This is a genomic window from Bacillus sp. PK6-026 (assembly GCF_054161455.1).
Map to the genome: position 1 here is coordinate 500,865 of NZ_CP096418.1, position 25,054 is coordinate 525,918.

Annotated in this window: 26 protein-coding genes; 23 read left to right on the top strand and 3 right to left on the bottom strand. The window is 47.8% G+C overall.

What is annotated here, in order from left to right; translation table 11 throughout:
- Positions 1 to 163: 163 nt before the first annotated feature.
- The 19 genes from M1D59_RS02500 (at position 164) to M1D59_RS02590 (ending at position 20,343) form a co-directional block, all read left to right on the top strand.
- A complete protein-coding gene (locus M1D59_RS02500; protein ID WP_035339231.1) occupies positions 164 to 2,215 on the top strand; it encodes a BglG family transcription antiterminator in 2,052 nt (683 codons plus the stop codon).
- A 16-nt stretch (positions 2,216 to 2,231) separates the two neighbouring features.
- Positions 2,232 to 2,513: a PTS sugar transporter subunit IIB gene (locus tag M1D59_RS02505; RefSeq protein ID WP_003179002.1), complete on the top strand. Its 282-nt coding sequence runs from the start codon at positions 2,232 to 2,234 to the stop codon at positions 2,511 to 2,513.
- 23 nt (positions 2,514 to 2,536) lie between these two features.
- Complete coding sequence (locus M1D59_RS02510; RefSeq protein WP_039073217.1) at positions 2,537 to 3,910, top strand: PTS ascorbate transporter subunit IIC; 1,374 nt, start codon at positions 2,537 to 2,539, stop codon at positions 3,908 to 3,910.
- 14 nt (positions 3,911 to 3,924) lie between these two features.
- Positions 3,925 to 4,767, top strand: a complete 843-nt coding sequence (locus M1D59_RS02515; protein WP_105980720.1) for a transketolase — start codon at positions 3,925 to 3,927, stop codon at positions 4,765 to 4,767.
- The gene (locus M1D59_RS02520; RefSeq protein WP_458117758.1) at positions 4,764 to 5,717 is read left to right on the top strand and encodes a transketolase family protein; all 954 of its coding nucleotides are present in this window, start codon (positions 4,764 to 4,766) and stop codon (positions 5,715 to 5,717) included. Before M1D59_RS02515 ends, M1D59_RS02520 begins: the two co-directional genes overlap by 4 nt.
- A gap of 73 nt (positions 5,718 to 5,790) precedes the next feature.
- On the top strand, positions 5,791 to 6,546 hold the full coding sequence (locus tag M1D59_RS02525) for a Cof-type HAD-IIB family hydrolase (protein ID WP_020450202.1): 756 nt from the start codon (positions 5,791 to 5,793) through the stop codon (positions 6,544 to 6,546).
- Positions 6,547 to 6,835: 289 nt separating this feature from the next.
- Positions 6,836 to 7,597: a 5-oxoprolinase subunit PxpA gene (pxpA, locus tag M1D59_RS02530; protein ID WP_023857912.1), complete on the top strand. Its 762-nt coding sequence runs from the start codon at positions 6,836 to 6,838 to the stop codon at positions 7,595 to 7,597.
- A gap of 24 nt (positions 7,598 to 7,621) precedes the next feature.
- Entirely contained in the window at positions 7,622 to 8,833 is a 1,212-nt protein-coding gene (locus M1D59_RS02535) for an NRAMP family divalent metal transporter (RefSeq protein ID WP_095292525.1), read from the top strand.
- On the top strand, positions 8,830 to 9,630 hold the full coding sequence (locus tag M1D59_RS02540; protein WP_257419528.1) for a putative hydro-lyase: 801 nt from the start codon (positions 8,830 to 8,832) through the stop codon (positions 9,628 to 9,630). The genes M1D59_RS02535 and M1D59_RS02540 overlap by 4 nt, the downstream gene beginning before the upstream one ends.
- A gap of 76 nt (positions 9,631 to 9,706) precedes the next feature.
- Positions 9,707 to 10,441, top strand: coding sequence for a 5-oxoprolinase subunit PxpB (gene pxpB, locus M1D59_RS02545; protein WP_020450206.1), 735 nt, complete (start codon positions 9,707 to 9,709; stop codon positions 10,439 to 10,441).
- Complete coding sequence (locus tag M1D59_RS02550; RefSeq protein WP_025810102.1) at positions 10,438 to 11,451, top strand: 5-oxoprolinase subunit C family protein; 1,014 nt, start codon at positions 10,438 to 10,440, stop codon at positions 11,449 to 11,451. The genes pxpB and M1D59_RS02550 overlap by 4 nt, the downstream gene beginning before the upstream one ends.
- Before the next feature lie 31 nt (positions 11,452 to 11,482).
- Positions 11,483 to 12,232, top strand: a complete 750-nt coding sequence (locus M1D59_RS02555) for an IclR family transcriptional regulator (RefSeq protein WP_023857908.1) — start codon at positions 11,483 to 11,485, stop codon at positions 12,230 to 12,232.
- Positions 12,233 to 12,320: 88 nt separating this feature from the next.
- A complete protein-coding gene (locus M1D59_RS02560) occupies positions 12,321 to 12,959 on the top strand; it encodes a GDSL-type esterase/lipase family protein (RefSeq protein WP_020450209.1) in 639 nt (212 codons plus the stop codon).
- 479 nt (positions 12,960 to 13,438) lie between these two features.
- The gene (locus M1D59_RS02565; protein WP_145930079.1) at positions 13,439 to 14,863 is read left to right on the top strand and encodes a PTS mannitol transporter subunit IICB; all 1,425 of its coding nucleotides are present in this window, start codon (positions 13,439 to 13,441) and stop codon (positions 14,861 to 14,863) included.
- A 66-nt stretch (positions 14,864 to 14,929) separates the two neighbouring features.
- On the top strand, positions 14,930 to 15,370 hold the full coding sequence (locus M1D59_RS02570; protein ID WP_020450212.1) for a PTS sugar transporter subunit IIA: 441 nt from the start codon (positions 14,930 to 14,932) through the stop codon (positions 15,368 to 15,370).
- Positions 15,367 to 16,506: a mannitol-1-phosphate 5-dehydrogenase gene (locus M1D59_RS02575; protein WP_309539726.1), complete on the top strand. Its 1,140-nt coding sequence runs from the start codon at positions 15,367 to 15,369 to the stop codon at positions 16,504 to 16,506. The genes M1D59_RS02570 and M1D59_RS02575 overlap by 4 nt, the downstream gene beginning before the upstream one ends.
- 259 nt (positions 16,507 to 16,765) lie before the next feature.
- On the top strand, positions 16,766 to 18,844 hold the full coding sequence (locus tag M1D59_RS02580) for a BglG family transcription antiterminator (RefSeq protein ID WP_023857902.1): 2,079 nt from the start codon (positions 16,766 to 16,768) through the stop codon (positions 18,842 to 18,844).
- 110 nt (positions 18,845 to 18,954) lie between these two features.
- Positions 18,955 to 19,824, top strand: coding sequence for an SDR family oxidoreductase (locus M1D59_RS02585; protein WP_023857901.1), 870 nt, complete (start codon positions 18,955 to 18,957; stop codon positions 19,822 to 19,824).
- 15 nt (positions 19,825 to 19,839) lie between these two features.
- Positions 19,840 to 20,343 (top strand): D-lyxose/D-mannose family sugar isomerase, encoded by a 504-nt coding sequence (locus M1D59_RS02590; RefSeq protein WP_020450216.1) that lies wholly within the window; start codon positions 19,840 to 19,842, stop codon positions 20,341 to 20,343.
- Positions 20,344 to 20,359: 16 nt separating this feature from the next.
- Here the strand turns inward: M1D59_RS02590 and M1D59_RS02595 are convergent, their stop codons facing one another.
- Positions 20,360 to 20,743 carry a DUF2283 domain-containing protein gene (locus M1D59_RS02595; RefSeq protein WP_023857900.1) on the bottom strand — a complete coding sequence of 128 codons (384 nt, stop codon included), beginning with the start codon at positions 20,741 to 20,743 and terminating at the stop codon, positions 20,360 to 20,362.
- An 84-nt stretch (positions 20,744 to 20,827) separates the two neighbouring features.
- Here M1D59_RS02595 and M1D59_RS02600 point away from each other — a divergent pair, with 84 nt between their 5' ends.
- The 3 genes from M1D59_RS02600 to M1D59_RS02610 all read left to right on the top strand — a co-directional run bounded on the left by M1D59_RS02600 (position 20,828) and on the right by M1D59_RS02610 (position 23,617).
- Complete coding sequence (locus tag M1D59_RS02600) at positions 20,828 to 21,250, top strand: pyridoxamine 5'-phosphate oxidase family protein (RefSeq protein WP_023857899.1); 423 nt, start codon at positions 20,828 to 20,830, stop codon at positions 21,248 to 21,250.
- 451 nt (positions 21,251 to 21,701) lie between these two features.
- A complete protein-coding gene (locus tag M1D59_RS02605) occupies positions 21,702 to 22,511 on the top strand; it encodes a lipid II flippase Amj family protein (RefSeq protein ID WP_023857898.1) in 810 nt (269 codons plus the stop codon).
- A 164-nt stretch (positions 22,512 to 22,675) separates the two neighbouring features.
- Positions 22,676 to 23,617 carry an LCP family protein gene (locus tag M1D59_RS02610; protein ID WP_023857897.1) on the top strand — a complete coding sequence of 314 codons (942 nt, stop codon included), beginning with the start codon at positions 22,676 to 22,678 and terminating at the stop codon, positions 23,615 to 23,617.
- A gap of 33 nt (positions 23,618 to 23,650) precedes the next feature.
- Here the strand turns inward: M1D59_RS02610 and M1D59_RS02615 are convergent, their stop codons facing one another.
- Together M1D59_RS02615 and M1D59_RS02620 are read right to left on the bottom strand one after the other, a co-directional pair.
- The gene (locus tag M1D59_RS02615) at positions 23,651 to 23,944 is read right to left on the bottom strand and encodes a DUF3817 domain-containing protein (RefSeq protein WP_020450222.1); all 294 of its coding nucleotides are present in this window, start codon (positions 23,942 to 23,944) and stop codon (positions 23,651 to 23,653) included.
- Positions 23,945 to 24,028: 84 nt separating this feature from the next.
- Positions 24,029 to 24,439 (bottom strand): carboxymuconolactone decarboxylase family protein, encoded by a 411-nt coding sequence (locus M1D59_RS02620; RefSeq protein ID WP_020450223.1) that lies wholly within the window; start codon positions 24,437 to 24,439, stop codon positions 24,029 to 24,031.
- A 117-nt stretch (positions 24,440 to 24,556) separates the two neighbouring features.
- On the opposite strand from M1D59_RS02620, the gene M1D59_RS02625 reads away from it, so the two are divergent.
- On the top strand, positions 24,557 to 24,985 hold the full coding sequence (locus M1D59_RS02625) for an Lrp/AsnC family transcriptional regulator (RefSeq protein WP_023857895.1): 429 nt from the start codon (positions 24,557 to 24,559) through the stop codon (positions 24,983 to 24,985).
- The last annotated feature ends 69 nt before the right edge of the window (positions 24,986 to 25,054 follow it).

Sequence of the window (25,054 nt, forward strand, 5' to 3'; positions counted from 1 at the left end):
AAAAAAACCTCTCAACACCTTTTGAGAGGTTTTTTCATGCTTGTACGATAAAAAAGAAGGATATCAGACCAATCTTGAAGATCGGAAGTCCCATGAATTGTACCCAATCGGCAAACAAAATGAAAACGCTTTATTATATGATGGCAATAAGGGGGGCGCAAAAATGATCAACGAGAAACGTCCGGCTCAATTGCTTCAATATTTGCTGCGTGTCAGAGAAGCGACCATGCATCAGCTGATTGATCATTTTCAATTATCAAAACGGCAAATCTGCTATGACCTGGACAAAATCAATCATTGGCTGACCGGCAAGCAGCTGCCTGAAATCGAATATAAAAGAAAAAACCGGCTGGCCGTTCCGGAAAAATTGCTTGAATTGCGGTTCTCCGAAGCCTGTTCAGACATCGGCCGCTCGTTTATTTTTACACAGGAAGAGCGGATCAAAGCCTTGTACATGTTCCTGTTTGTCCGCAGGGAGCCGATTTCATCCGCTCATCTCACACAGTTATTGCAGGTCAGCAAAAATACGGTCATGAATGATGTGAAAAAAGCGAATGAGACGCTGGCTCCGTTTTTGGTGGCGATCAGATATACAAGACAGCGCGGCTATCATTTAATAGGAAGCGAGTTTGATAAAAGAGTTCCTGTCATGCACCACCTTTCTTATTTTCTGCAAAAGCCTTACGGCAAAGAAATCCTTCATTATATTTTAAAAGTTTCCGGCTCGTGCGATCACACACAACAAGAAACGAAAAGAGCGGTTGAACTTGTCTCGAAAGAATACAGGATTCAACTCGTTGAAGAAAGGCTCAATGAATTTGTTTACTTTCTGATGATGTATTCGATCAGAGTGGCCGAAGGAAAAATTGTTCGTTTTCACCAGGAGGAGGGGGAGCTTTTAAAGCAAAGTCCGCTGAAAAACGCAGCCGTAAGGCTTGTGAATGAACTTCGGATTCCCGTCTATGAAACCGAACTTTGCTACATTTTGATCCAGCTGCTCGGGCTTTCATTTGGACAACAGCCGGCGCATGATCCGCTTTATCAGCTGTGTGAAAAGCTTGTGTTTGAATTTGAATCAAGAGCATGCATCACATTTCCGAGGAGGCGCGAGGTGGCGGAATCTCTTTATCGGCACTTGAAGCCGGCATATTTCAGAATGAAATACCGCATTCCGATTCACAATCCCCTGCTCAGCAAGATTAAGAAAGAGCACAAAGAACTGTTTACCATCGTTCAAAAGCTGATGCGGCACCTTGAAGCGCTGCTGAACAAACCGGTTCCAGAAGAAGAAATCGGCTTTATCACGATTCACTTTGGTGCATTGCTTGAGCAGCCGGTACAGTCCGGATCATCGAAAAAGACAGCTGTCGTCATTTGTCCGAGCGGTGTCAGCTCATCCTTGATGGTCAGGCGCCAGCTTGAATCGCTATTTTCAGAGATTGTCGTTGAGAAGGCGATGTCTTTGCAGGCATTCACACCTGACGTCTTTGACCGTTATGATGCCGTGTTTTCCACCGTTGAGCTTAAAACCAAAAAGCGATACTACATGGTCGGGCCGCTGATGACGCCCGCTGAAAAAAGCAGGCTTGTCAATGAAGTGTATCAGGAACTGTTCGGCGTGAAGCAAAAGGAGCTTTTGACAGACGAATTTCTTCACATCCTCAAGAAGCACGCCAAAATCATAGACGAAAAAGGCCTAAGAGAAGCATTGAAAAATATTATATTTATTCAAAAAGTGACGGAAACAAGGGGGAAACGACCAGTGCTGAAAGATCTGCTGACAGATGAAACCATTCAAATGGCTGACCAAATCAAAAGCTGGGAAGAAGCGATTCAAACAGCGGCAAAACCTTTGCTTGATAAGGAGGTGATCTTGAAAGAATACACAGATGCCATGATCGACAATGTCAAAAAGATGGGACCTTATATGATCATCGGCCCCGAGATTGCCGTTCCTCATGCAAGACCTGAAAAAGGCGTCCGAAAGGTGGGAATGAGTCTCCTGAAACTGAAGGAGCCGGTCTATTTTTTGGATGATGAACAGTATCCGGTAAGGCTTTTGTTTTGCATTGCGGCGGTTGACCATACGACACATCTGAAGGCGCTTTCCCAACTGACCCGGCTTCTCAGCAATAAAGAAAATCAGGACTCCTTAAAGGAAACCGAGTCGTTGGATCATATCAAACGTTTAATCGAAGCCTATTCATCCAATTAAAAACAGGAGGGATAACATGAAGATATTGGCAGTTTGTGGATCAGGACTTGGAAGCAGTTTTATGCTGGAAATGAATATTAAAGATATTTTGCAGGAAATGGGGTTAATGGAGATCGAGGTGGATCATTCGGATTTGAGCTCAGCGTCTCCTGATCAAGCGGATTTGTTTGTCGTTGCCAAAGATATCGCGGAAGGAGCAGCCCACCTGCGGGATATCGTCGTGCTTGAAAGCATTATAGACATGGATGAACTGAAAACAAAACTGGTTAAAACATTGCAGGAAAAAGGAGTGCTTTAATCACAGAAAAGGAGGAACTGCAAATGGGTGAAAGAGCGCTAAAGCTGATGATGGATGTGTTAAGCCAGCCGGCTGTATTAATTGCAGCCATTTCTTTTATCGGTCTTCTGCTTCAAAAAAAGCCGGCCAATGAAATCGTGAAAGGGACGACGAAATCGTTTTTAGGTTTTATCGTGATTTCAGCCGGGGCGGGTATTCTTGTTGGTTCGCTTGAGCCGTTCGGAAAGATGTTTCAAGCCGCCTTTCATGTGAACGGCGTCGTTCCGAACAATGAAGCGATTGTCGCGATGGCGCTCAACGAATACGGGACGGCGACAGCGCTGATTATGTTTTTCGGGATGCTGTCCAACATCTTAATCGCCCGTTTTACCAGATTAAAATACATTTTTTTGACGGGCCATCACACATTGTATATGGCTTGTTTAATCGCCGTCATACTGGCGGTGGCGGGTTTGAAGGGTCCATTTTTGATCGGCGTCGGAGCGGTTTCGCTCGGCTTGACAATGAGTGTGTTTCCGGCGATGGTTCAGCCTTTTATGAAAAAGATAACCGGCAATGATAAGGTCGCGTTCGGCCACTTTTCTTCAATCGGTTACGCTGTGTCCGGGTTAATCGGCAAAGCAGCAGGCAAGGGCTCGCGCTCGACTGAAAAAATCCGGTTTCCGAAGGGCCTCGGATTTTTAAGGGACAGTTCTGTCAGCATTGCGCTCACCATGACCATCTTGTACGTTTTGATTGCCTTATTTGCAGGGGCGGGCTATGTGGAGCGCGAGTTGAGCGACGGTACACATTACCTTGTCTTCTCCGTTATTCAAGCGGTCACATTTGCGGCAGGGGTGTTTATTATTCTTTCGGGAGTCAGACTCGTGCTCGCAGAGATCGTTCCGGCTTTTAAAGGCATATCTGACAAACTTGTGCCGGATTCCAAGCCGGCGCTGGATTGTCCGATCATTTTTCCGTACGCACCAAACGCCGTACTAATCGGCTTTTTTTGCAGCTTCATTGGCGGCATCACCGGCATGTTGATTCTCGGAGCAGCCGGAGCCGTCATCGTTCTTCCCGGAGTGGTTCCCCACTTTTTCACAGGGGCCTCGGCCGGCGTCTTCGGAAACGCTGCAGGGGGGATACGGGGAGCGGTCTTGGGGTCTTTTGTCAACGGTCTGATCATTACGTTTTTCCCTGTGTTTCTGCTGCCGGTCATGGGTGATTTAGGCTTTGCCAATACGACATTTTCCGATACCGACTTTGCCGCGACAGGAATCGTGCTTGGGCATGCGTTGAAACTGCTGGGGGCAGGAGGAGTTGTAATTGGAATTGCAGCGGTAGTGGCCGGTGCGGTCTTACTGGGCTTTAAACGCGGAAAGGCGGGGAAGTCCGATCATAAAGCTGAAGCATAAAGGAGTGGGCAATGATGTCAGTGAAGGAAATCAATATGGAACGTTTTCGTGACCAAATCAGGCTGCTGACACTGAAACAGCTTCATCACCTCGGTTTTGGGCATTATGGAGGCAGCTTGTCAATCGCCGATGTGTTAGCCGTTTTATATGGAAAGGTGATGAAAATAGATCCCGCCAATCCGTCGTGGGAAGATCGGGACTTTTTTATCCTTTCAAAAGGGCACGGCGGCCCCGCCTTGTATGCAGCGCTTCATCTTACCGGCTATTTTGAAGAAGATGTGCTCTATACGCTAAACCAAAACGGCACGGCTCTTCCGTCGCATCCTGACCGGAATTTAACACCGGGAGTCGATATGACGACCGGGTCGCTTGGCCAGGGGATCTCGGCTGCGGCAGGAGTCGCACTGTCGCACAAGCTTTCAGGACGCTCTAACCGGACCTTTGTTATTGTCGGCGACGGGGAGCTGAATGAAGGTCAATGTTGGGAAGCGATCCAATTCGCGGCACACCATAAGCTCCACAATTTTTATGTGTTTGTGGATGATAATAAACAACAGCTGGACGGTCCGACTAAAGATATTATTGATCCGCTGGATTTTGTCAGCAAATTTTCAGCCTTCGGTTTTTATTCCGAAAGGGTAAACGGACATGAACCGGATGCGATTTATCAAGCGACCAAAAGAGGAGAAGCCCAGCGGGAAAGGCCGGTTGCCGTCATCCTTGATACGGTGAAGGGAAAGGGCATCCCTTATTTTGAAAATATGGAGAACAGCCACCACATTAGAGCGAATGATGAACAAAATCGCATAATCGAAAAGATCATGATGACGCTTGAAGAAAAGGAAGTGAGGGCATGAATGAGGCGGCAGCAAATGTCAAGCTGGATGCAGTCGAAATGAGGCAGGTATACAGCTCGGCCGTTTATGAACTGGCTCAGGAAAACGCGGACATCGTGGCGTTGGAAGCGGATTTGATGAGCTCGATTTCCATGGACAAAATTAAACGGCGCATTCCCGAGCGAGTGATCAATTGCGGGGTTATGGAAGCCAATATGATAGGGATTGCGGCCGGGCTTTCGTTAACCGGAAGAATCCCGTTTGTTCACACGTTCGCCCAGTTTGCGACAAGACGCTGCTTTGATCAGCTGTTTGTTTCAGGTGCCTATGCCAAAACAAACATCAAGATTCTCGGTTCAGATTCGGGAATTACGGCTGAACATAACGGCGGAACACACATGGCCTTTGAAGATTTGGGACTCGCCCGGCTAATCCCGAATGCCTTTGTTTATGAAGCGAGCGATGCAGCAATGCTCCAATTTTTGATCAAAAAGGCTGCGGTGGAGTACGGCATTCACTATATCAGGACGATCAGAAAAAAGGCGGTCAGACTTTATGATGAACATGAAACATTTGCGGACGGAAAAGCAAAAGTTCTCAAAGACGGCAGCGATGCGGCGCTGTTTGCCAGCGGCATCATGGTCGCAGAAGCTTTGCGGGCGGCAGAACTGCTAAAAGAAAAAGGGATCGATGCAGCGGTCATCGATATGTATTGCATCAAGCCGATCGATCAAGAAACCGTGATTCGCTACGCACAAAAAACGAATGCGATTGTCACGGCAGAAAACCATAATGTCATAGGCGGATTGGGAAGCGCAGTCGCGGAAGTGCTGAGTGAACATCATCCCGCTCCGCTCAAGAGAATCGGGGTTCATGAAGCCTTCGGACAGGTCGGGACGATCGATTATTTGAAAAAATATTACCGTTTGACCGCAGAGCATATCGCACGGGCGGCGGAACAGCTCGTTTAAGATTTCTTTGTCCTGGCCGATTTTTATATTAGAATAGATAAAAGCCTAAAAAAAGTGAGGTATCTTAAATATCGTGTCAGTCAGTCAAAGAGATCGAATCGATGTGAAGCTAGTAGCTCTGGATATGGATGGAACACTATTAAATGATGAACAGACCATTTCTGATGAAAACAGAAATGCGATTAAAGAAGCAGAGGAAAAAGGGATTTATGTCGTGCTCAGTACCGGCCGCACGCTGATGACGTGCCGGGAGTTGGCGGAGTCGCTCGAACTGTCTTCTTTTTTGATCACGGCAAACGGCAGTGAAATTTGGGATTCGTCTTTCAACCTGGTCGAGCGTCAGCTGCTTCATCCCGATCATGTCCAAATGATGTGGGATTTGCGCAATCTGCACAACACCGATTTCTGGGCCGCCAGCGTCGATAAAGTGTGGAGAGGCGAGTTTCCTGAGGATATTCAGGCGTATGAATGGCTGAAATTCGGCTTTGATATTCCGGATGACGACGTCAGAAACCGGGTCCTGGAAGAGCTGAAAAAGAACAAAGAATTGGAAGTCAGCAATTCAAGCCCGACCAATATTGAAGTCAACGCCATCGGGATCAATAAAGCGGCCGCTTTGGCAAAAGTATGCGAGCGCCTCGGCTTTACGATGGAACACGTGATGGCGGTCGGAGACAGTTTAAATGATATCGCCATGATCAAAGAAGCGGGTTTAGGCGTTGCCATGGGGAACGCCCAGGAAATCGTCAAAGAAACCGCAGACTGGATCACGGATTCCAATATCGAACACGGAGTCGCAAAAGCGATCAGGCATTGGGTATTGTCCTAGCCGAAAAAAGAGCCGATTTACGGCTCTTTTTTTTGTGCAAAATAAAAAATATTCATGGACTGAAGCAAGTTGAAAAAACCTTGTGAAATCAGGTTTTTCAGCTAAAACTTTTTAGGAAAAATGATTTATTTTATGTGAGGTTTTCTAACAATATGATGCCAAGCGGGCAAATCCTTGATATAATCTATTCAAGTTTGATTATTCGGAATTAAGGTTCCGAAAATCGGAACAAAATGAGGGGTATACTAAAATTCGACCGAATGTGCATCAATATATAGGGGGGGATTTGATGAATCAAGTTGATTTAAACTGCGATCTTGGAGAAAGCTTCGGCGCTTATAAAATCGGGCTCGATGAGGAGATTCTCGAATTTGTTACATCAGCCAACATCGCTTGCGGATTTCATGCCGGAGACCCTGGCGTCATGCGCAAAACCGTCAAAATGGCGGCGGAAAAAGGCGTGAAAATCGGCGCGCATCCGGGACTTCCCGATTTAGCGGGATTCGGGCGCCGCAATATGGCGATTACGCCTGAAGAAGCATACGATCTTGTCGTGTATCAAATCGGTGCGCTTTCAGGATTTTTAAAGGCCGAAGGTGTGACCATGCAGCATGTGAAACCCCATGGCGCACTGTATAATATGGCGGCGCAAAGCCGGGAACTGTCGGATGCGATCGCGCGTGCAGTTTATCAAACAGACCCGGAACTGATTTTATTCGGTTTGGCGGGAAGCGAACTTGTGCTTGCCGGTGAAAGAGCCGGTTTGAAAACGGCTCACGAAGTGTTCGCCGACCGTACATATCAGGAAGACGGAACGCTGACTTCCCGCCGCCAGAATGATGCGCTGATTCATGATGATGATGAAGCCGTCGGTCAGGTGATCCGCATGGTCAAAGAAGGCAAAGTCCGCAGCCTGCAAGGAACGGATGTCAGCCTTAAAGCAGATACGGTGTGCATTCACGGAGATGGTGCACACGCGCTTCAGTTTGCGAAAAAAATCCGCCGTGAACTCAGAGCAGCAGATATTAAAATACAAGCTTTTTCTACATGATGTTGACAAAAGGAGGAATACCATTTGAAACAAAATAAAAAAACAAAAGCGTCATCAAGCAACTGGACGTTGCTTTTGGGCGCCGCTTTTTTAATGGCCACATCCTCAATCGGGCCGGGATTTTTAACGCAAACCACAGTCTTTACACAGAGCTTGGCTGCAAGCTTCGGCTTTGTCATCCTCGTTTCCATCATTTTAGATATCTTCGTTCAAACCAATGTATGGAGAATCATTGCGGTTTCTGAAAAAAGAGGGCAGGAAATCGCCAACCTCGTCTTTCCGGGACTCGGCTATGTCATCGCATTTCTCGTCGTTCTGGGCGGGCTTGCTTTCAACATCGGCAATATCGGAGGCGCCGGTCTCGGCCTCCAGGTTTTATTCGGCATTACACCGCAGACGGGTGCGATCATCAGCGCCGCGATCGCGGTTTTGATCTTTGTCATTAAAGAAGCGGGAAAAGCGATGGACCGGTTTACGCTGATCGCGGGCTTTGTCATGATTTTATTAGTGGTGTACGTTGCGATTACGACCGGTCCTCCGGTTGGAGAAGCAGTAACAAAAACGATCATGCCTGATAATATCGACATTCTTGCGATTGTGACGCTTGTCGGCGGCACGGTCGGCGGATACATTACATTTGCCGGCGGACACCGTTTGCTTGATGCGGGTGTTAAAGGGAGGGCTGCGATTCCTGAAGTAACGAAAAGCTCTGTTTCCGGCATTTTGATCACATCTGTCATGAGAATTGCGCTTTTCCTTGCCGTACTTGGAGTCGTCTCAAAAGGCCTGCACATTAATCCGGATAACCCGCCGGCTTCTGTCTTCCAGCTTGCTGCGGGAAATATCGGCTACAAAATCTTCGGTCTCGTCATGTGGGGAGCTGCCGTTACATCTGTAATCGGCGCTGCTTATACGTCGGTATCATTCTTTAAAACGTTTTCTCCGAAAATCGAAAAGAATTCGCGCGGCATTATAATTGTCTTTATTATTGTATCAACGCTTTGTTTTGTAACAATTGGAAAGCCGGTCAACCTTCTCGTTCTTGCCGGCGCATTAAACGGCTTAATTTTGCCTATCGCACTCGGATCCCTTCTGATCGGCGCGCATAAGAAGAATATTGTCGGCGACTACAGGCATCCGATCTGGCTTACAATTCCGGGTATTCTGGTCGTTATTGTCATGGCCATCATGGGAGGCTATACGTTAATCAATGAAATTCCTAAGTTATGGGGATGATATCGTTGCGTCATGTAAATGAAATGCGCCCTGACGAAGTCAGGGCCCTGATTCGAAAAGGCGAAATAACGGGTCCGACAGCCGGGATGGCCGGGGGTTTTACCCAGGCAAACCTGGTGATTTTGAAAAAAGAGCTCGCTTTTGAGTTTTTGCTGTTTTGCCAGCGCAATCAAAAGCCGTGTCCGATTCTCGATGTCACAGATCCCGGATCTCCGGTTCCGTCCATCACGGCGCCGGATGCCGATATCCGCACCGATTTTCCGAAATACCGCGTATACAGGCGCGGCGAATTGGCGGATGAAGTGACCGATATCCATTCTTTATGGGAAAACGACATGGTCGGTTTTTTAATCGGCTGCAGCTTTACGTTTGAACAAGCGTTAATCAATAACGGAATCCCTGTCAGACACATTGAAGAAAAGCGAAATGTTCCGATGTATCAAACGAATATTCCTTGTGTCCCGGCAGGCCGTTTTCAAGGGCCGATGGTTGTCAGTATGAGGCCGGTTCCGGAAGAGCAGGCGGTGCGTGCCGTTCAGGTTACATCAAGGTTTCCCGCTGTTCACGGAGGACCTGTCCATATCGGCAGTCCTGAAGCCATCGGTATAACAGACATCGCAAAACCCGATTTCGGCGATGCGGTCACGATAAAAAAAGGAGAAGTTCCGGTATTTTGGGCATGCGGCGTCACCCCTCAGGCCGTCGCCATGCACGTAAAGCCGGAGCTGATGATCACGCATTCGCCCGGCCATATGCTGGTTACCGATGTTCGGGACGAACAATTTGGCGTGTTATAGGATCTCAAAATCAATACAGAGTGGTTTATCTGTATTGATTTTTGATTTAAGGGGATGAAAGGCAAGGTGAAACAGAATGAAAAATCTATCGAATGTGACAATGTCTCCGCTCGGCGACTCCGCGGTTATCATTCAGCTCGGAGAGGGGATAAGCGAACAGACGCATCGTGTCGTCAGTGCACTGACAAAGCGGATTGAAAACGATCCGTTTCCCGGTTTTATTGAGTGTGTGCCGGCTTTCACGAGTGTGACCGTTTTCTATCAGCCGTTTGAAGTATACCGCAAGATGGAGAGCGGCAAGGCTGTTGATTCTCCGTATGAAAAGGTAAAAGCCCTCATCGAACATCATCTCCAAGAGCTCACAATGGAAGAAGAAACAAATCAGCGTACGGTGGAAATTCCGGTTTGTTACGGCGGCCGTTTCGGCCCTGATTTGGAGGAAGTGGCCGACATCAACGGACTGACTGCACAGGAAGTCATCGATATTCACACCTCGGGTGAGTACCTCGTTTATATGATTGGCTTTGCGCCGGGCTTCCCTTACTTAGGCGGAATGTCTGAAAAGATAGCCGCGCCGCGGCGGTCCTCTCCGCGGACTTCGATTCCCGCCGGCTCCGTGGGAATCGCCGGCATGCAAACAGGCGTCTATCCCCTTTCAACGCCGGGCGGCTGGCAGCTGATCGGCAATACGCCGCTTGAATTATTCAAGCCTTATGAACAGCCTCCGAGCCTTCTGAGAGCAGGGGATATCGTGAAATTTGTCAGCGTGACAGAAGAGGAGTATCACGCGCTGAAGGAGGGAAAATCTTGAGCATAGAAGTGTTAAAGCCGGGTCTGATGACGACGGTTCAAGACTTGGGCCGCGCAGGTTTTCAAAAATACGGCGTGCTTGTCAGCGGGGCCATGGATGCCGATTCTTTGCGGATTGCCAATCTCCTCGCGGGGAACAGCCAGAACGAAGCTGCACTTGAAGTGACGCTGATGGGACCGGGGCCGTCTCTCCGCTTTCAAAAACCGGCTCTTATAGCGGTGACGGGCGCTGACTTTTCACTGATGGTAAATGACGAAGAAGTCCCGCTTTGGCGTCCGGTTTTCATCAAAGAAGGCAGTGTGTTGACATTCGGCATGTGCAAGCGCGGAAGCCGTGCATACATGGCGGTGGCCGGAGGGATTGATGTGCCGCCTGTGATGGAAAGCAAAAGCACATATGTCAGAGCAGGGCTCGGCGGCTTTCAAGGAAGGGCGCTTCAAAAGGGAGACGTGTTATCGCTAGGCAGCCCGACGCCGTTGTCGGAAGCGATGTACAGAAAGCTTGCAGACCATGGCGATGGCTTAGGCTTTGGGGCTCCGAAGTGGGCTGTCGACCGCAAATATTTTCTCCCGTTAAAAAAGAATCCGGTCATTCGTGTCATCAAAGGCGATCAGTTCGCTTGCTTCACCTCATCATCGCAAGAACGCTTTTTCGCGGATACATTCCGGGTGACGGCCAAATCCGACCGGATGGGGTACCGTCTTCAAGGAGAAGCGCTCGAACTCACTCAGCCGCTGGAAATGATCTCTGAAGCGGTATCGTTCGGAACGATTCAGGTGCCGCCTGACGGCAATCCGATCGTTCTTCTCGCAGACAGACAGACAGCGGGCGGATATCCGAGAATCGCCCATATCGTATCCGCCGATTTTTCACAGGTGACGCAGATGATGCCGGGCGAGCAGGTACAGTTTCAGCTTGTCAGCCTTCAGGAAGCAGAGCGCATTTACATCGAACGGGAGACGAAAATCAGCGAACTTTCCGCCCGATTGAAGCTTGAATACATGTTATGATAGGTGTGATGTGTATCAGGAGGGGGAAGGCATGGAACATAAAAACAAAACAGTTGTCAAAGCTATGACCCTGCTCAATCTGTTCCTGACGAGAGAAAGGCTCTCACTGGGCGACATGATTGAGCTGACAGGCATGCCGAAAACATCTGTCTACCGCATGGTTTGTTCTCTCGAAGAAATGGGTTTTCTCGACCGTGACGAGAACGGGATGTATGCTTTAGGACTGCTGTTTTTGCAATACGGCCACCTTGTTTCAGAAAGGCTTGATATCCGAAAAATCGCTCTGCCTATCATGGAAGAACTCCGCGATGACGTGGATGAAGCCGTCCATTTGATCGTGAGGCAGGGAAATGAAGCGATGTATATAGAAAAAATTGAGGGCACGCAGACCGTTCGCCTCTATACAGCGATCGGGAGGCGGTCCCCTTTATATGCCGGAGCCTGCGCAAGAAGCATTCTGACATTTTTGCCTGAAGAAGAGCGGGATGCCTATATCAAGAAAACAGAGCTGGTGCCGATCGCTTCCGGTACGATCCGGGATAAGAACGAGCTGATCCGCATTTTGAATGAGTCGTACCGGAGCGGCTGCACGGTCAGTCATTCGGAGCTCGAAGACTACACCTCTGCGATCGCCGCGCCGATTTTCAATCATAAGCGCGAAGTCGCGGCGGGGATCAGCATCGCCGGGTTTGAAGCCCGCTTTCAGAAAGACCGTCTTCCTTATTTGACCGAAAGAGTGAAAAAGGCGGCGCTTGACATTTCGAGAAAGTTAGGTTTTTAGGAAAAAAGAAAAGTATCCTTTCGAGCCTCTCCCGAGTACATATATGGTAGCTGCCGCGAAAAAACGGCATACCGGAGGGGGAAAGGATATGACGCTTCAATATACGGCTCTCGGCGATTCTCTAACCGTCGGGGTCGGTGCAGGTTTGTTTGAGCCGGGGTTTGTCCAGCGCTATAAAAGGAAAATGGAAGAGGATTTGAACGAATGCGTTTCTTTGCTTGTATTTGCGAAATCGGGTCTTGAAACGTCGGACATTCTGGCGATGCTGAACGAGCCGTTCATCATGGAACAGGTCAAAAAAGCGGACGTCATCACGATAACGGGCTGCGGCAATGACCTTCTGCAATCGCTGGAGATATATGAAAAAGAAAAGGATGAACACGTCTTTTTGGAAGCTTCCTCACACTGTCAGAAAAACTACTCAGGCATGCTTGAGAAAATCGGAGACATAAAGGGAGACAAAGATACGCGTTACCTCGTCCGTCTTCTCAATTTATACAACCCTTTTCCGTCGATCGAATTAGCGGACAAATGGATTTCCGGCTTTAACAGGCATTTAAAACAGCTCGAGTCCGCTCCGCAAATCAAGGTGATCGATACTTATGCTGTCTTTAAAGGACACGAACAAGAATATTTGTCAATTGACCGCGTACATCCAAACAGCAGAGGGTATGAAGCGATGGCGGAAAATTTGCGAGCGGCGGGCTACGGGCCGCTGAAAAGCTGAATATGATGAAGAAAGACCATTCCAATCAGGAATGGTCTTTTCAGCGTGTCGAGAAACCCTCGCATTCGTTGTCAGGCCTGCGCGTCGGTGCTCACGAATTCCAACATTCGCTGCGCTCCGATGCTCGGCCTTCCTAGACTGCAAGGGTTTTCAATCACGCTGAAAGGGTGACAAAATCCTAAAACTGAAAACCGTTTTAGGATTTTGTCAACAATCTGGAAAGACCATTCCAATCAGGAATGGTCTTTTTTTATGCAATTCTTCAGCGAGCCTTTATTTTCCTCGAGTCGGCCGCGGCAGCCGAAACCAGACTAAAAAATGAAACTATTAAATTTTGTCACACGGCTCCTGCCAAAGTGCCGTTTTCTTTCAATTGAGCAGTCATCTGTAAGCGTTTTAATATAAAGACAAGGAGCCGACATTATTCGACATCATTTTTTTATCACAGGCTTTAAAGGACAACAAAGGAGGGTTATGAAATGGAAGAAAGACAAAATCCAGATTTCAAAGTAAAGATTCAACGTTTCGGAAGCTATTTGAGCGGAATGATCATGCCGAATATCGGTGCATTTATCGCATGGGGGATCATTACCGCCCTGTTTATTCCGACGGGATGGATGCCGAATGAGGCGCTTGCTTCATTGGTTGATCCGATGATCAAATTTCTGCTGCCGCTCTTGATCGGATACACGGGCGGTAAGATGGTGTACGACCACCGCGGAGGCGTCGTCGGTGCGACTGCAGCGATGGGTGTCATTGTCGGTGCGGACATTCCGATGTTCCTCGGCGCGATGATCATGGGGCCGCTGGGCGGCTTCCTGATGAAACTGACGGACAGGCTTTTCAAAGATAAGGTCCGTTCCGGATTTGAAATGCTGATCAACAACTTTACAGCCGGAATTCTCGGTTTCATTTTGGCAGTGCTCGGCTTTCTTGCGATCGGTCCGGTGGTGCTCGGCTTGAACAAAACATTGGCGGCCGGCGTGGAAGTGATCGTCAATGCGAATCTGCTTCCATTGGCAAGTATTTTTGTAGAGCCTGCGAAAGTTCTTTTCCTTAACAATGCGATTAATCACGGTATTTTGAGCCCGATTGGTATTGAACAGGCCGCCCAGACAGGAAAATCGATTTTATTCCTTTTGGAGGCGAACCCAGGTCCGGGTCTCGGGATTCTTTTAGCTTACATGATTTTTGGAAAAGGCACATCAAAGCAGACCGCCCCGGGCGCTGCAGTGATTCACTTCCTTGGCGGGATTCACGAAATTTATTTCCCTTACATTCTGATGAAACCGCTGTTAATCCTGGCTGCAATAGCGGGCGGAGCGAGCGGTGTGCTGACATTCTCCATCTTTAATGCGGGGCTGGCGGCTGTTCCTTCACCGGGAAGCATTATTGCGGTGCTGGCGATGACGCCGAAAGGCAACCACATCGGTGTGATCCTTGGTGTTCTCGTTGCGGCAGCCGTTTCATTCATTGTAGCTTCTTTGATTTTGAAAACGTCTAAAGCCGGCGAAGAAGACTTAACAGCCGCAGCGGAAAAAATGCAGCAAATGAAAGGTAAGAAGAGCCAAGCCGTTTCTGCATTGACTTCGGCTGATGAAGCGGAAGAATCAGAGGCAACTTACGAAAATGTCGGCAAGATCATTTTCGCGTGTGATGCCGGAATGGGCTCCAGTGCGATGGGGGCATCGATTTTGAAAAACAAAGTCAAAAAAGCAGAACTCGATATCGACGTATCCAATACATCGATCAATAATCTGCCTGGAGATGCCGACATCGTCATCACACATAAAGACTTAACGGAACGCGCAAAAGCGAAGCTTCCAAACGCTAGACACATATCAGTGGAAAATTTCCTTAACAGTCCAAAATACGATGAACTGATCAATCAGCTTAAAAAGTAAAGTTTGAGAATCCGTGAGCCTGTCAAGCAGGCTCACCCAACATGTATGAAAGAGAGTGATTTCCCAATGAAACCAGTACTTGCAAAAGAAAACATTCATCTCAATCAATCTGCCGCAACGCAGGAAGAAGCGATCAGGCTGGCCGGAAAGGCGCTGGTTGACGCCGGCTATGTGACCGCGGATTATATCGAGAAAATGTTGGAGAGGGAAGGCCTCACTTCCACTTACATGGGGAACGCAATCGCTATTCCGCATGGTACGGAAGACAGCAAGCGGGATGTTCTTCACTCCGGAATATCCGTGATCCAGCTTCCGGAAGGTGTCGAATACGGCGATGGCAATATTGCTAAAGTGATCTTTGGCATTGCCGGGAAAAATGATGAGCATTTGGAGATTTTGTCAAAGATTGCGATCGTCTGCTCAGAAGCGGACAACGTCGAACGGATCATCAATGCGAAAAATGAAGACGAGTTAATGGCGGTTTTTGAAGAAGGTGACCAAATATGATTGCACTGCATTTCGGTGCGGGGAACATCGGCCGGGGATTTATCGGAGCCTTGCTCTGCAAATCGGGGTATGATGTCGTGTTCGCCGATGTAAACGATGCCGTGATCAAGGAACTGAACGACAAGGGCCGCTATATCGTCGAATTGGCCGATGCCGGAAGGAAGCAGGAAACGATTGGCCCGGTTCGGGCGATCAACAGTGCGATTCAGCTTGACGAATTGTATGATTTCATAGCGAAAGCCGACCTTGTCACCACTGCGGTGGGCCCTGCGGTTCTTAAGCTGATCGCAGAGCCGATTGCAGAAGGTTTGAAGCGCCGGATAAAACTAAATACACAGCCTTTAAACATCATAGCTTGCGAGAATATGATCGGAGGCAGCGCTCATCTTCGCGAGGAGATTTTTGCCCGCTTAACTGAAACAGAGCGCGCCGCAATCAGCGATTCAGTCGGTTTTCCGAACTCGGCAGTCGATAGAATTGTGCCGATCCAGCATCATGATGATCTGTTGAAAGTAACGGTGGAGCCTTTTTTCGAATGGGCCGTCGATCAAACGGAATTCGCGGGAAAAGTGCCGGATATTGAAGGTGTGACATATGTACCGGATCTCGCGCCATTCATCGAAAGAAAGCTGTTTACGGTCAATACCGGACATGCCATGGCGGCGTATGCCGGCTATAAGAAAGGTTTGAAGACGATAAAAGCCGCCATTCACCACCCGGAGGTCCGTCAAACGGTAGCAGGCGCGCTTGAAGAAACAGGCCGGTACCTTGTTCAGACATACGATTTTACACAGGAAGAGCACCGGGCATATATGACAAAAATTATCGGGCGCTTTGAAAATGAATGCCTATCAGACGATGTCACCCGTGTGGCCAGGTCGCCGCTTCGCAAGCTTGGCAGGGATGACCGTCTTGTCGGCCCGGCCAGAAAGCTTTGCGACCTCGGCTTTGAACCTGTCCGCCTTGCAGAAGGTATTGCCTTGGCGCTGCAGTTTGATTGTGCCGATGATCCGGAAGCCGTTGAGCTTCAAAGCATGATCGCTGAAAAAGGCTATGAAGGCGTGCTTCGAGATGTATGCGGACTAAAAGAGGATCATTCTTTATTCAAACTGGTGATCAGCCATTTGAAAGCATAGTTTCAGATAGAATCGGGAAAAGTTCGGCAGCCGGGCGGGGGCTGCCGAAACAGAATGTATGAACAGGGCGGCGCAGATGCAACCTAACCTGGAAACATCAGCTGTGGGCTGATGTTTCTTCACTTCTTGAAGATTTTAATAAAAAATTAATTAGTTCGAATTGAAGATTTCTTAACAGCGTTTTATGATAGGGATACCGTTTCAACCGCCGGACCCCCTTTCACTCCCGCAAAAACGACAACACCGGAGGCGGCGTTTTATGTATATGACAGCAAGGGAACAAAAATTGATGAAATACCTTTTGCATCAAAACCGCTATGTCAAAGTCAATGAAATTGCCGACTATATTGAAGTCAGCACAAGAACGGTCCACCGCGAGCTCAAAGCGGTTAAATCCGTTCTGGACAAGTACAGTCTTCAACTTGATAAGCAGCCGGGAAAAGGCTTGAAACTGGTCGGTGTCTACAGAGACAAACAGCGGCTTCTTGAAGATCTGTCCCGGGACAGCCATGTCGAATACAGTGCCGATGAACGAAAGCTTTTGATTTTATGCGCGATGCTTGAAGCGGGAGAACCGATCAAGCTTTATACAATCGCCAATGACTTGCAGGTGACGACGGCAACGATCAGCAACGATCTTGACGAGCTGGAGAAGTGGATCGCTCCGTTCGGCCTGTCGCTGATCAGAAAAAGAGGCTACGGCATAGAGCTGAGGGGGCCGGAGGATGCCAAGCGAAAAATCGTCGGAAACTTGATGGCCGACAAGCTCGATGTTCAGCAGTTTCTGGAAACAATCGAAATGAATATTAAAGGCAAGAACGAAGCGCCGGAGAAAATATTCGGTGTCGTCAGCAGGGGGAAATTGCTGAAAGCGGAAAAAGTGCTGTTTCAGATGAAAGAAAAGTATGGGCTTTCCCTTTCCGACAGTGCATACATCGCTCTCGTCGTCCACTTGACGTTTGCGATCGAGCGGATACAGCTCGGTGAAATGATTAATATGAATGAAGAAGAATTGACGGACCTGAAGCGTACGAAAGAGTTTGAACTGGCGCTTGCGCTTGCAAAGGAGCTTGAAAATGCGTTTCACGTGAAGATCCCCGAAGCTGAGGCGGGTTATATAACGATGCATTTAAGAAGTGCCAACAAAAGCTTCAAAATCGACTACAGAGCGGAAGATATCGAGCTGGATACCGCCCTCAGGACGAAAAAGCTGATCGATTTCATCTCGCAAAAAACGGGCACGAATTTAACAGGCAACCATTCGCTTTATGAAGGATTAATTGCCCACCTTGAACCGGCGATCATCCGGATCAAAGAAAAGATGTCGGTGCATAATCCGTTAACAGAACAGGTCAAAAAAGATTATTTTCTCTTATATATGGCCATAGAGGAAGGCGTCGAAACATTTTTTCCGGAAATCCGGTTTCCAGATGAAGAAATTGCTTTTATCGTCCTTCACTTTGGATCGGCGCTTGAGATGAGCAAACAAAAAGTAGACATCAGCGCGCTCGTGATTTGTTCGAGCGGAATCGGTTCATCAAAGATGCTGGCCTCGCGGCTGAAAAAAGAGCTTCCTGAAATCGCTTCCTTTGAGATATCCTCGCTGATGGAGCTGAAATCGAAAAATACCGGTGCCTATGACATCATCGTTTCAACCGTGCCGATCCCATATGAAAACATTGACTGCGTCACCGTCAGTCCGCTCCTTGACACAGAAGATGTGAAACAGATCAAACACCAGCTCACCCGGAAAATCCCGCTCATCCTTCGGAAAAAGCGGATGGCTCCCAAAAAACCGGAGCCGTTTCCTGATATGCTTCAGATTGCGCGGAAAATCGGCCATTACGCAGCCGGCATTCAACATTTACTGAGCCATTTTACAGTTGAAACGCTGGAAGCTGAATCAAGCCTGGAACATACGGTCAAACGCCTTTGCAGCACCCTTGAAGATCAAGGTCTGGTTACGGATGCAGGGCAGATGGCCGGCGGGCTGATGACAAGAGAAGCACAGGGGGGCCTCGGCATTCCCGGAACCACCTTCGCACTGTTCCATTTAAAAAGCGAAGCGGCCGCGATTCCCCTCTTTAAAGCTTATGATCTATCCAAACCGTTCGAGATCAAAGGGATGGACGGAAGCGTCATGAAGATGACGCGGATGCTTATCATGCTGGCGCCGGCCGATCTGTCTCCGGAAGGTTCCGAGATTTTGAGCTTGATCAGCTCTTCGATGATTGAAAGTGACGAAAGTATAAAAGCGTACCAGACCGGAGACCGCGAGCAGCTGTACGGAAGGCTGAACGTGTTGTTTCACCGGTTTATACAGGATAAAGAGTGGTAAAAGCCCCGGTCACCCGGGGCTTTCTTCATTTTTCGCGCACACGGTCATGTTTAAACAAAAATTTCTCCGGTTAAAAGTCTAGTAATATCAGCTAAAGGGAGGAATCACAAATGGATTTGCGCAATCAGCAGACAAACGGACAGCCGGCACAGACGCAAGACCGTCAGCCCGGCATCGAAAGCGTCATGAACCCGCGTCCGATCTATGAAGATGAAAATTACAAAGGGACGGATAAATTGAAAGGAAAGGTCGCACTGATTACAGGGGGCGACAGCGGAATCGGCAGGGCAGTTGCCGTTGCCTATGCTAAAGAAGGCGCGGACATCTCGATCGTCTACTTAAATGAACATGAGGACGCTCAGGAGACGAAAGCGCGGGTTGAAAAAGAAGGCGTCAAATGCATGCTGCTTCCCGGAGACGTCAGAGACGAAGCATTTTGCAATGACGCGGTTGAACAGACTGTAAAGGAGCTGGGCCGTCTTGATATTCTTGTCAATAATGCGGCCGAACAGCATCCAAAAGACAGCATTAAAGAGATTTCCAGTGAACAGCTTGAGAAAACATTTAAAACAAATTTCTTCTCTTATTTCTACTTTACAAAAAAAGCGATCGATTATTTGGAGCCGGGCAGCGCGATCATCAATACAACATCGATCAACCCTTACCGGGGCAATCCGCAGCTGATTGACTACACGGCAACAAAAGGTGCGATCAATGCATTTACACGGTCGATGTCACAGGCGCTCGTCAAAGACGGCATCCGTGTCAATGCCGTTGCACCGGGACCGATTTGGACGCCGCTGATCCCGTCCACATTTTCAGGTGAGGAAGTGGCGAAGTTCGGTACAAATACACCGATGGGCCGTCCAGGTCAGCCGGTGGATCATGTGGGCTGCTATGTGCTTTTAGCATCTGACGATTCTTCGTATATGACAGGGCAGACCCTCCACGTCAACGGCGGAGACTTTATCACGACATAAAAGGGGGAAGCTCGTGTGAAGGTGACAAAGGAAGACGTAATCGAATACTACGAGAAAGCGGGCATCGCGCTGAGCGACGATGATAAAGAAAACATCCAAATCATGGACTACGGTTTAAATAAGCTGAATAAGCTGGGACTTCAGCTGTTCGTCTATGTCAACACAGACCGCTACTGTGCCAAAGAGCTTGTATTATTCCCTGAACAAACATGCCCCGAACACCGGCATCCTCCCGTAGACGGGCAGGAAGGGAAAGAAGAGACATTCAGGTGCAGATACGGAAAAGTGTATTTGTATGTAGAAGGAGAAAAAACGGAAGTCCCGGCCGTTCTGCCGCCGCACGAGGATATCGAGCATTTCACCGTTTGGCACGAAATTCAGCTCACACCCGGCGAACAGTACACGATTCCGCCGGATACGAAACATTGGTTCAAAGCGGGGAGTGAAGGTGCTGTGGTTACGGAGTTTTCTTCAACAAGCACCGATGATCACGATGTGTTTACAGACCCGAGAATTTAGCGAATGGGAGCCAATCTCATTCGCTTTTTTCCGTCCGATCAAACACATCAAAGCCGATGAAGCGTTGTCCGTCATGATCGGCAAAATAAAATTGAACACCGTTCACACAAAGTGTTTTGACCGCTTCCTGTGACGTCGGTCGAAACCGATGAACGCGGGCGCCGTTTAGGAAAGCCGGTTCAAGTTTGTGTTTTCTGCCGGTCAGCGTTCCAAGCCGCGCTATTTCCGGAGCCGCCTTCCCCGGAAATTCGACACCGATCATCCGCTGATGGCGGTCAAAGTCTGCAGCCAAAGCCGTATTGCCGATATCATCGGTTGCTGCGGCAGACCCGGCACGGTTTTCCGTCAAAGCAATGTAGCCCATATCAGCCTCAGAATCAAACGATATGAAAATATTCACGTCAAAAACCTCCGTTCAATTGTTTAATATACAAGACATTGTGGAAAAGTAACAGTGGAGACGATACAAAGGAGGGAACTTAAAATGGATCAGCAGCAATTGAAGAACAAAGTGCTCGACATTCTCGATCATCATAAAATCGGTTCGCTTGCAACGGTCGAAAGCGGCAAACCTCATTCCCGCTACATGACCTTTTTCCACGACGGGCTGACGCTTTATACACCGACAAGCGATGAGACGCACAAGGCAGAAGAAATTGATAACAATCCGAACGTCCACGTGCTGTTGGGTTATAACGGCGAAGGATTAGGCGATGCATACCTTGAAATCACAGGTACGGCAAAGCTCAACCATTCAAAAGATTTAAAGGACAAAATCTGGGATGAAAAGCTTGAGCGCTGGTTTGACGGAAAAGACGATCCGAACTTGACCGTGCTTGAGATTGAGCCTTCGGAAATCAGACTGATGAATGAAGGTGAAAGCACCCCGGTCACGCTGGATCTGTAGCGCGCTGTGCTTAACAGTTTGTCATCAAGGACGAACTGTAGTATAATAAAAAACAGGAACACGCAAAAGAGCAAATAAATGGAAAGTAGACTTCTTTTTTCTTTCTTAGAAGATACTGATTTCTTCCTCTGACCCGCCCCTAACAGGATAGAGGGAAAAAAGACTTTTTGTTTCACAATTCACACTGGCGCGGCTTCGGAGCCGCAAGGACGAATGAGAGGTAGGGCTTTCGTTGTCTTGTATCAGAAATTCCATGGTGTTTACTTTCAACTCGGAACGATAGATGCTGATCTTTTACGAAATTCAAATGACCGCCTTTGGCAGCGGATAAATTATTTGCTCGAATAAATATGATAATTGAGACCGCTTCGGCTTTTGCCGGGGCGGTTTTTGATTTGCCGAAACGTTTGCGTTTTGAAAACAGTCTTACCTATAGACTGGAGGAAGAGAAATGGACTTTTTAACATCTAAGGTACTATTGATTTTTTGTTTTCTGTTGCTGATCCATTCCATCGAAACGCTCGCATACGCCGCTCGTCTGTCAGGCGCGAGAGTCGGATTTATCGCATCGGCGCTGTCATTATTTAATGTGATGGTCATCGTCTCAAGAATGTCAAACATGGTTCAGCAGCCTGTGACGGGGAAGCTTGTCGATGTTGCGGGTGCGGACGCACTTTCCCTCGTCGGCAGCCAATTTCGGTTTTTAATCTTTGGTTCAACCGTTGGCACAATTTTCGGAATGCTGCTTCTGCCGACGTTTGTCGCCGTATTTTCGAGAGCGATTGTTCATTTGGCAGGGGAAAACGGCTCCGTTTTGCAAGTGTTTCGCAAGGCGTTCTCAAAAAATATCTTCAAGCATGCCAAGCATTATGCGAGAAGACCGAGTCTGGAATATGTGAAAGACTTTCGGTTCTGCTACATACCGAAGCGGCTGTTTGTCTTGAACATGGCCATCACGGCGATTTATACAATCGGCGTTCTTGCCGCTCTTTATGCGGGCGTCCTCGTGCCCGAAAGGCATACGACCGCGGTGATGGCTTCCGGCCTTGTCAACGGGGTGGCGACGATGCTGCTGGCGCTGTTTGTCGATCCGAAGGTTTCGGTACTTGCAGATGACGTAGCAAAAGGGAGGCGGAGCTACACCTATTTGAAATGGGCTTCGATCACGATGGCAACATCGAGGGTGGCCGGGACGATTTTTGCCCAAGTTCTGTTTATCCCGGCTTCTTACTATATCGCATGGATGACGAAGTGGATGTAGTCGATTTTTGACGAAAAGATCAAAATTCGATCATTTTTCTTTCAAAATGAAACAAATGAAAACAAAAGATTATCTTTTTCGACACGATTAGACGGCTTGATCTTTCTTTTATTAATTGCCCGCTGTTTGATCCTGTGATAGTCTTATGTGTGGCGGTGATAAAAGTGGAGAGGGTTAGAGTAAGAGTAAGAAAACCGAAAAGAAAAAGGCGAAAAATCATAAAGCGCCTGTTTACCTTAATGTTGCTGGTTATCATAGCAGCAGCGGGTTATACCTACTTTGAATACAAAAAAGGCTTATCCGAATCTGACGGGGATTTTAAAGAAGACGGTCAGTTTGAATTTAACGGGGAAGGCTCTGATCTTGATGAAGTGAACATCCTCGTTCTAGGGATCGATTCAAGAGGGGAAGACCATTCAAGGTCTGACTCGATGATGGTGATCCATTATAATAAAAAGCAGAAACAGCCTAAATTGATTTCGATTATGAGGGACAGCTATGTCGACATACCGGGATATGACAAGCAAAAAGTCAATGCGGCTTATGCATACGGAGGCCCGGAACTCGTCAGAAAAACATTAAAAGAATCCTTTGATTTGGACATTAACTATTATGCCATCATCGATTTTAAAGGTTTTGCCAAAATCGTTGATGCGGTGGCGCCTGACGGCATCGAAGTCGACGTTCCGAAAAAAATGTCGTACGGAATCGGCATGACACTGCAGCCGGGAAAACAAATTCTTCACGGTGATAGGCTGCTGGGCTATGTCCGGTTCAGGCATGACAGAGAAAGCGATTTTGGACGGGTCAGAAGACAGCAGGAAATCTTTTCAGAGCTTCAAAAAGAAGCGATGAGCATCGGAAATATCGCCCAGCTTCCGAAGCTGTGGGGGCTCGTCGATCCGTATATTGAAACAAACATTCCGAACGGCGTCATCTTCTCCCTCGGCAAAGACTTTTTGCTCGGAAGCGTAAAAGAAACCAAAAGCTTCAGGCTCCCGGTTGACGGATCATTCACGAACAAAGACGATCCAACATACGGGGCGGTCCTCGATTTAGACCTTGAACAAAACAAGGAAGAGCTGAAACGCTTTTTAAATGAGTGATCAAAAAAAAACCGCCGGGTTTCCCGGCGGTTTTTACTGATCATATTTTTTTAGTCCCCGGTCATAAAGGAAATTGCCGAACGGAACAAATGCGGCCACAAGACCGGCAGCCGGCCATTTCACAGACCACCTCAGCACAAAAGTCGCATACAACAGAACAAACAAATACAAAATAAACAATCCGCCGTGAAGCGATCCGACAATCGTAACGGCCATCGGATAATCCGCCCAATATTTAAGCGGCATGGCGATAAATAGCAGGATTAAAAGCGACATGCCTTCAATAAAACCCATCAACCGAAGGCGGCCAATCGGCGTTTGCAGCATAGTATACCTCCTGTGGAGTGATAGTCTACCTTTATACTATAAACCAAAAGGGGACAAATATGACAGGTTTTTTCTCCGTTGGATTTATGCGTCTGCCGGAAGCTTCATTAAAGCGCCGAAATATTGCTGAGCAGTCGTAAAACAAATAAATGCGGTCAATTCCGTTATTTCTTCTTCTGAAAACACTTCTTTTAAAACATCAAACTGCCTGTCTGAAACGCGCTCCCTCTGCGCCAAAAAGACCTCTGCAAACCCCATTGCAAAGCTCGTTTTCTGCTGATTCGGGATCTCGGGTTTCCCCTTTGCCTTGCAATATTCGCATCCGTTTCCCTGAGCCAGCACGCGGCGCACCTGCTCCTTCAGTTCCTTTGATAAAAAGCCGTCTCCTGACAGCTCCTCAGCTAAAGCCGTCCAGTTTGACATCAGGCTTTCGGAGTGTCCGAGCAGCCGCTGAAACGGCGTCTCTCCTCTGTCTGAAAAATTGATTCTTGTCATATGATGATCACCTCTTCATAATCATATATAAGCAGAAGTGAAAAATGAATTTCGAACGAAAGAATTTTCATGATAATATTAAAATGATGAAATAGAATGAAGGGAATAAAGTTACATATGAAAATTGATGACCTCGATTTTAAAATCATAGCCGAATTAAAGAAAGACAGCCGTTTATCGATGCGGGAGCTGGGCAGGAAGATCAGCCTTTCCGCGCCGTCTGTGACCGAAAGGGTCAGGCGGCTCGAATCGTTCGGCGTCATTAAAAAATATACGCTTGACATCGATTACCAAAAGGTCGGCCTTCCCGTATCCTGCATCATTGAAGCAACGGTGAAAAACGGGGAATACGAAAGGTTTAAAGCATATATCGAACGCCTCCCGAATATTGAATTCTGCTACCGGATCGCGGGAGCCGCCTGCTATATGCTGAAAATCAATGCAGAGAGCCTGGCGCAGATCGAAGCGTTTATCAATGAAACATCACCATATGCCCAAACCGTGACACACGTCATTTTTTCTGAAATTGAAATAAAGGAATCATGAACATTAGAGCTGCATCTGTATCATCTGTTATAATAAAAGGATGCATGAACAAGAAAGTGATGTGATGGA

Bases quoted from the DNA above. Each gene is read 5' to 3' on its own strand.
- M1D59_RS02500 (WP_035339231.1), top strand. From the start codon at position 164: ATGATCAACGAGAAACGTCCGGCTCAATTGCTTCAATATTTGCTGCGT.
- M1D59_RS02505 (WP_003179002.1), top strand. From the start codon at position 2,232: ATGAAGATATTGGCAGTTTGTGGATCAGGACTTGGAAGCAGTTTTATG.
- M1D59_RS02510 (WP_039073217.1), top strand. From the start codon at position 2,537: ATGGGTGAAAGAGCGCTAAAGCTGATGATGGATGTGTTAAGCCAGCCG.
- M1D59_RS02515 (WP_105980720.1), top strand. From the start codon at position 3,925: ATGTCAGTGAAGGAAATCAATATGGAACGTTTTCGTGACCAAATCAGG.
- M1D59_RS02520 (WP_458117758.1), top strand. From the start codon at position 4,764: ATGAATGAGGCGGCAGCAAATGTCAAGCTGGATGCAGTCGAAATGAGG.
- pxpA (WP_023857912.1), top strand. From the start codon at position 6,836: ATGAATCAAGTTGATTTAAACTGCGATCTTGGAGAAAGCTTCGGCGCT.
- M1D59_RS02540 (WP_257419528.1), top strand. From the start codon at position 8,830: ATGATATCGTTGCGTCATGTAAATGAAATGCGCCCTGACGAAGTCAGG.
- pxpB (WP_020450206.1), top strand. From the start codon at position 9,707: ATGAAAAATCTATCGAATGTGACAATGTCTCCGCTCGGCGACTCCGCG.
- M1D59_RS02555 (WP_023857908.1), top strand. From the start codon at position 11,483: ATGGAACATAAAAACAAAACAGTTGTCAAAGCTATGACCCTGCTCAAT.
- M1D59_RS02560 (WP_020450209.1), top strand. From the start codon at position 12,321: ATGACGCTTCAATATACGGCTCTCGGCGATTCTCTAACCGTCGGGGTC.
- M1D59_RS02565 (WP_145930079.1), top strand. From the start codon at position 13,439: ATGGAAGAAAGACAAAATCCAGATTTCAAAGTAAAGATTCAACGTTTC.
- M1D59_RS02570 (WP_020450212.1), top strand. From the start codon at position 14,930: ATGAAACCAGTACTTGCAAAAGAAAACATTCATCTCAATCAATCTGCC.
- M1D59_RS02575 (WP_309539726.1), top strand. From the start codon at position 15,367: ATGATTGCACTGCATTTCGGTGCGGGGAACATCGGCCGGGGATTTATC.
- M1D59_RS02580 (WP_023857902.1), top strand. From the start codon at position 16,766: ATGTATATGACAGCAAGGGAACAAAAATTGATGAAATACCTTTTGCAT.
- M1D59_RS02585 (WP_023857901.1), top strand. From the start codon at position 18,955: ATGGATTTGCGCAATCAGCAGACAAACGGACAGCCGGCACAGACGCAA.
- M1D59_RS02600 (WP_023857899.1), top strand. From the start codon at position 20,828: ATGGATCAGCAGCAATTGAAGAACAAAGTGCTCGACATTCTCGATCAT.
- M1D59_RS02605 (WP_023857898.1), top strand. From the start codon at position 21,702: ATGGACTTTTTAACATCTAAGGTACTATTGATTTTTTGTTTTCTGTTG.
- M1D59_RS02615 (WP_020450222.1), bottom strand. From the start codon at position 23,944: ATGCTGCAAACGCCGATTGGCCGCCTTCGGTTGATGGGTTTTATTGAA.
- M1D59_RS02620 (WP_020450223.1), bottom strand. From the start codon at position 24,439: ATGACAAGAATCAATTTTTCAGACAGAGGAGAGACGCCGTTTCAGCGG.
- M1D59_RS02625 (WP_023857895.1), top strand. From the start codon at position 24,557: ATGAAAATTGATGACCTCGATTTTAAAATCATAGCCGAATTAAAGAAA.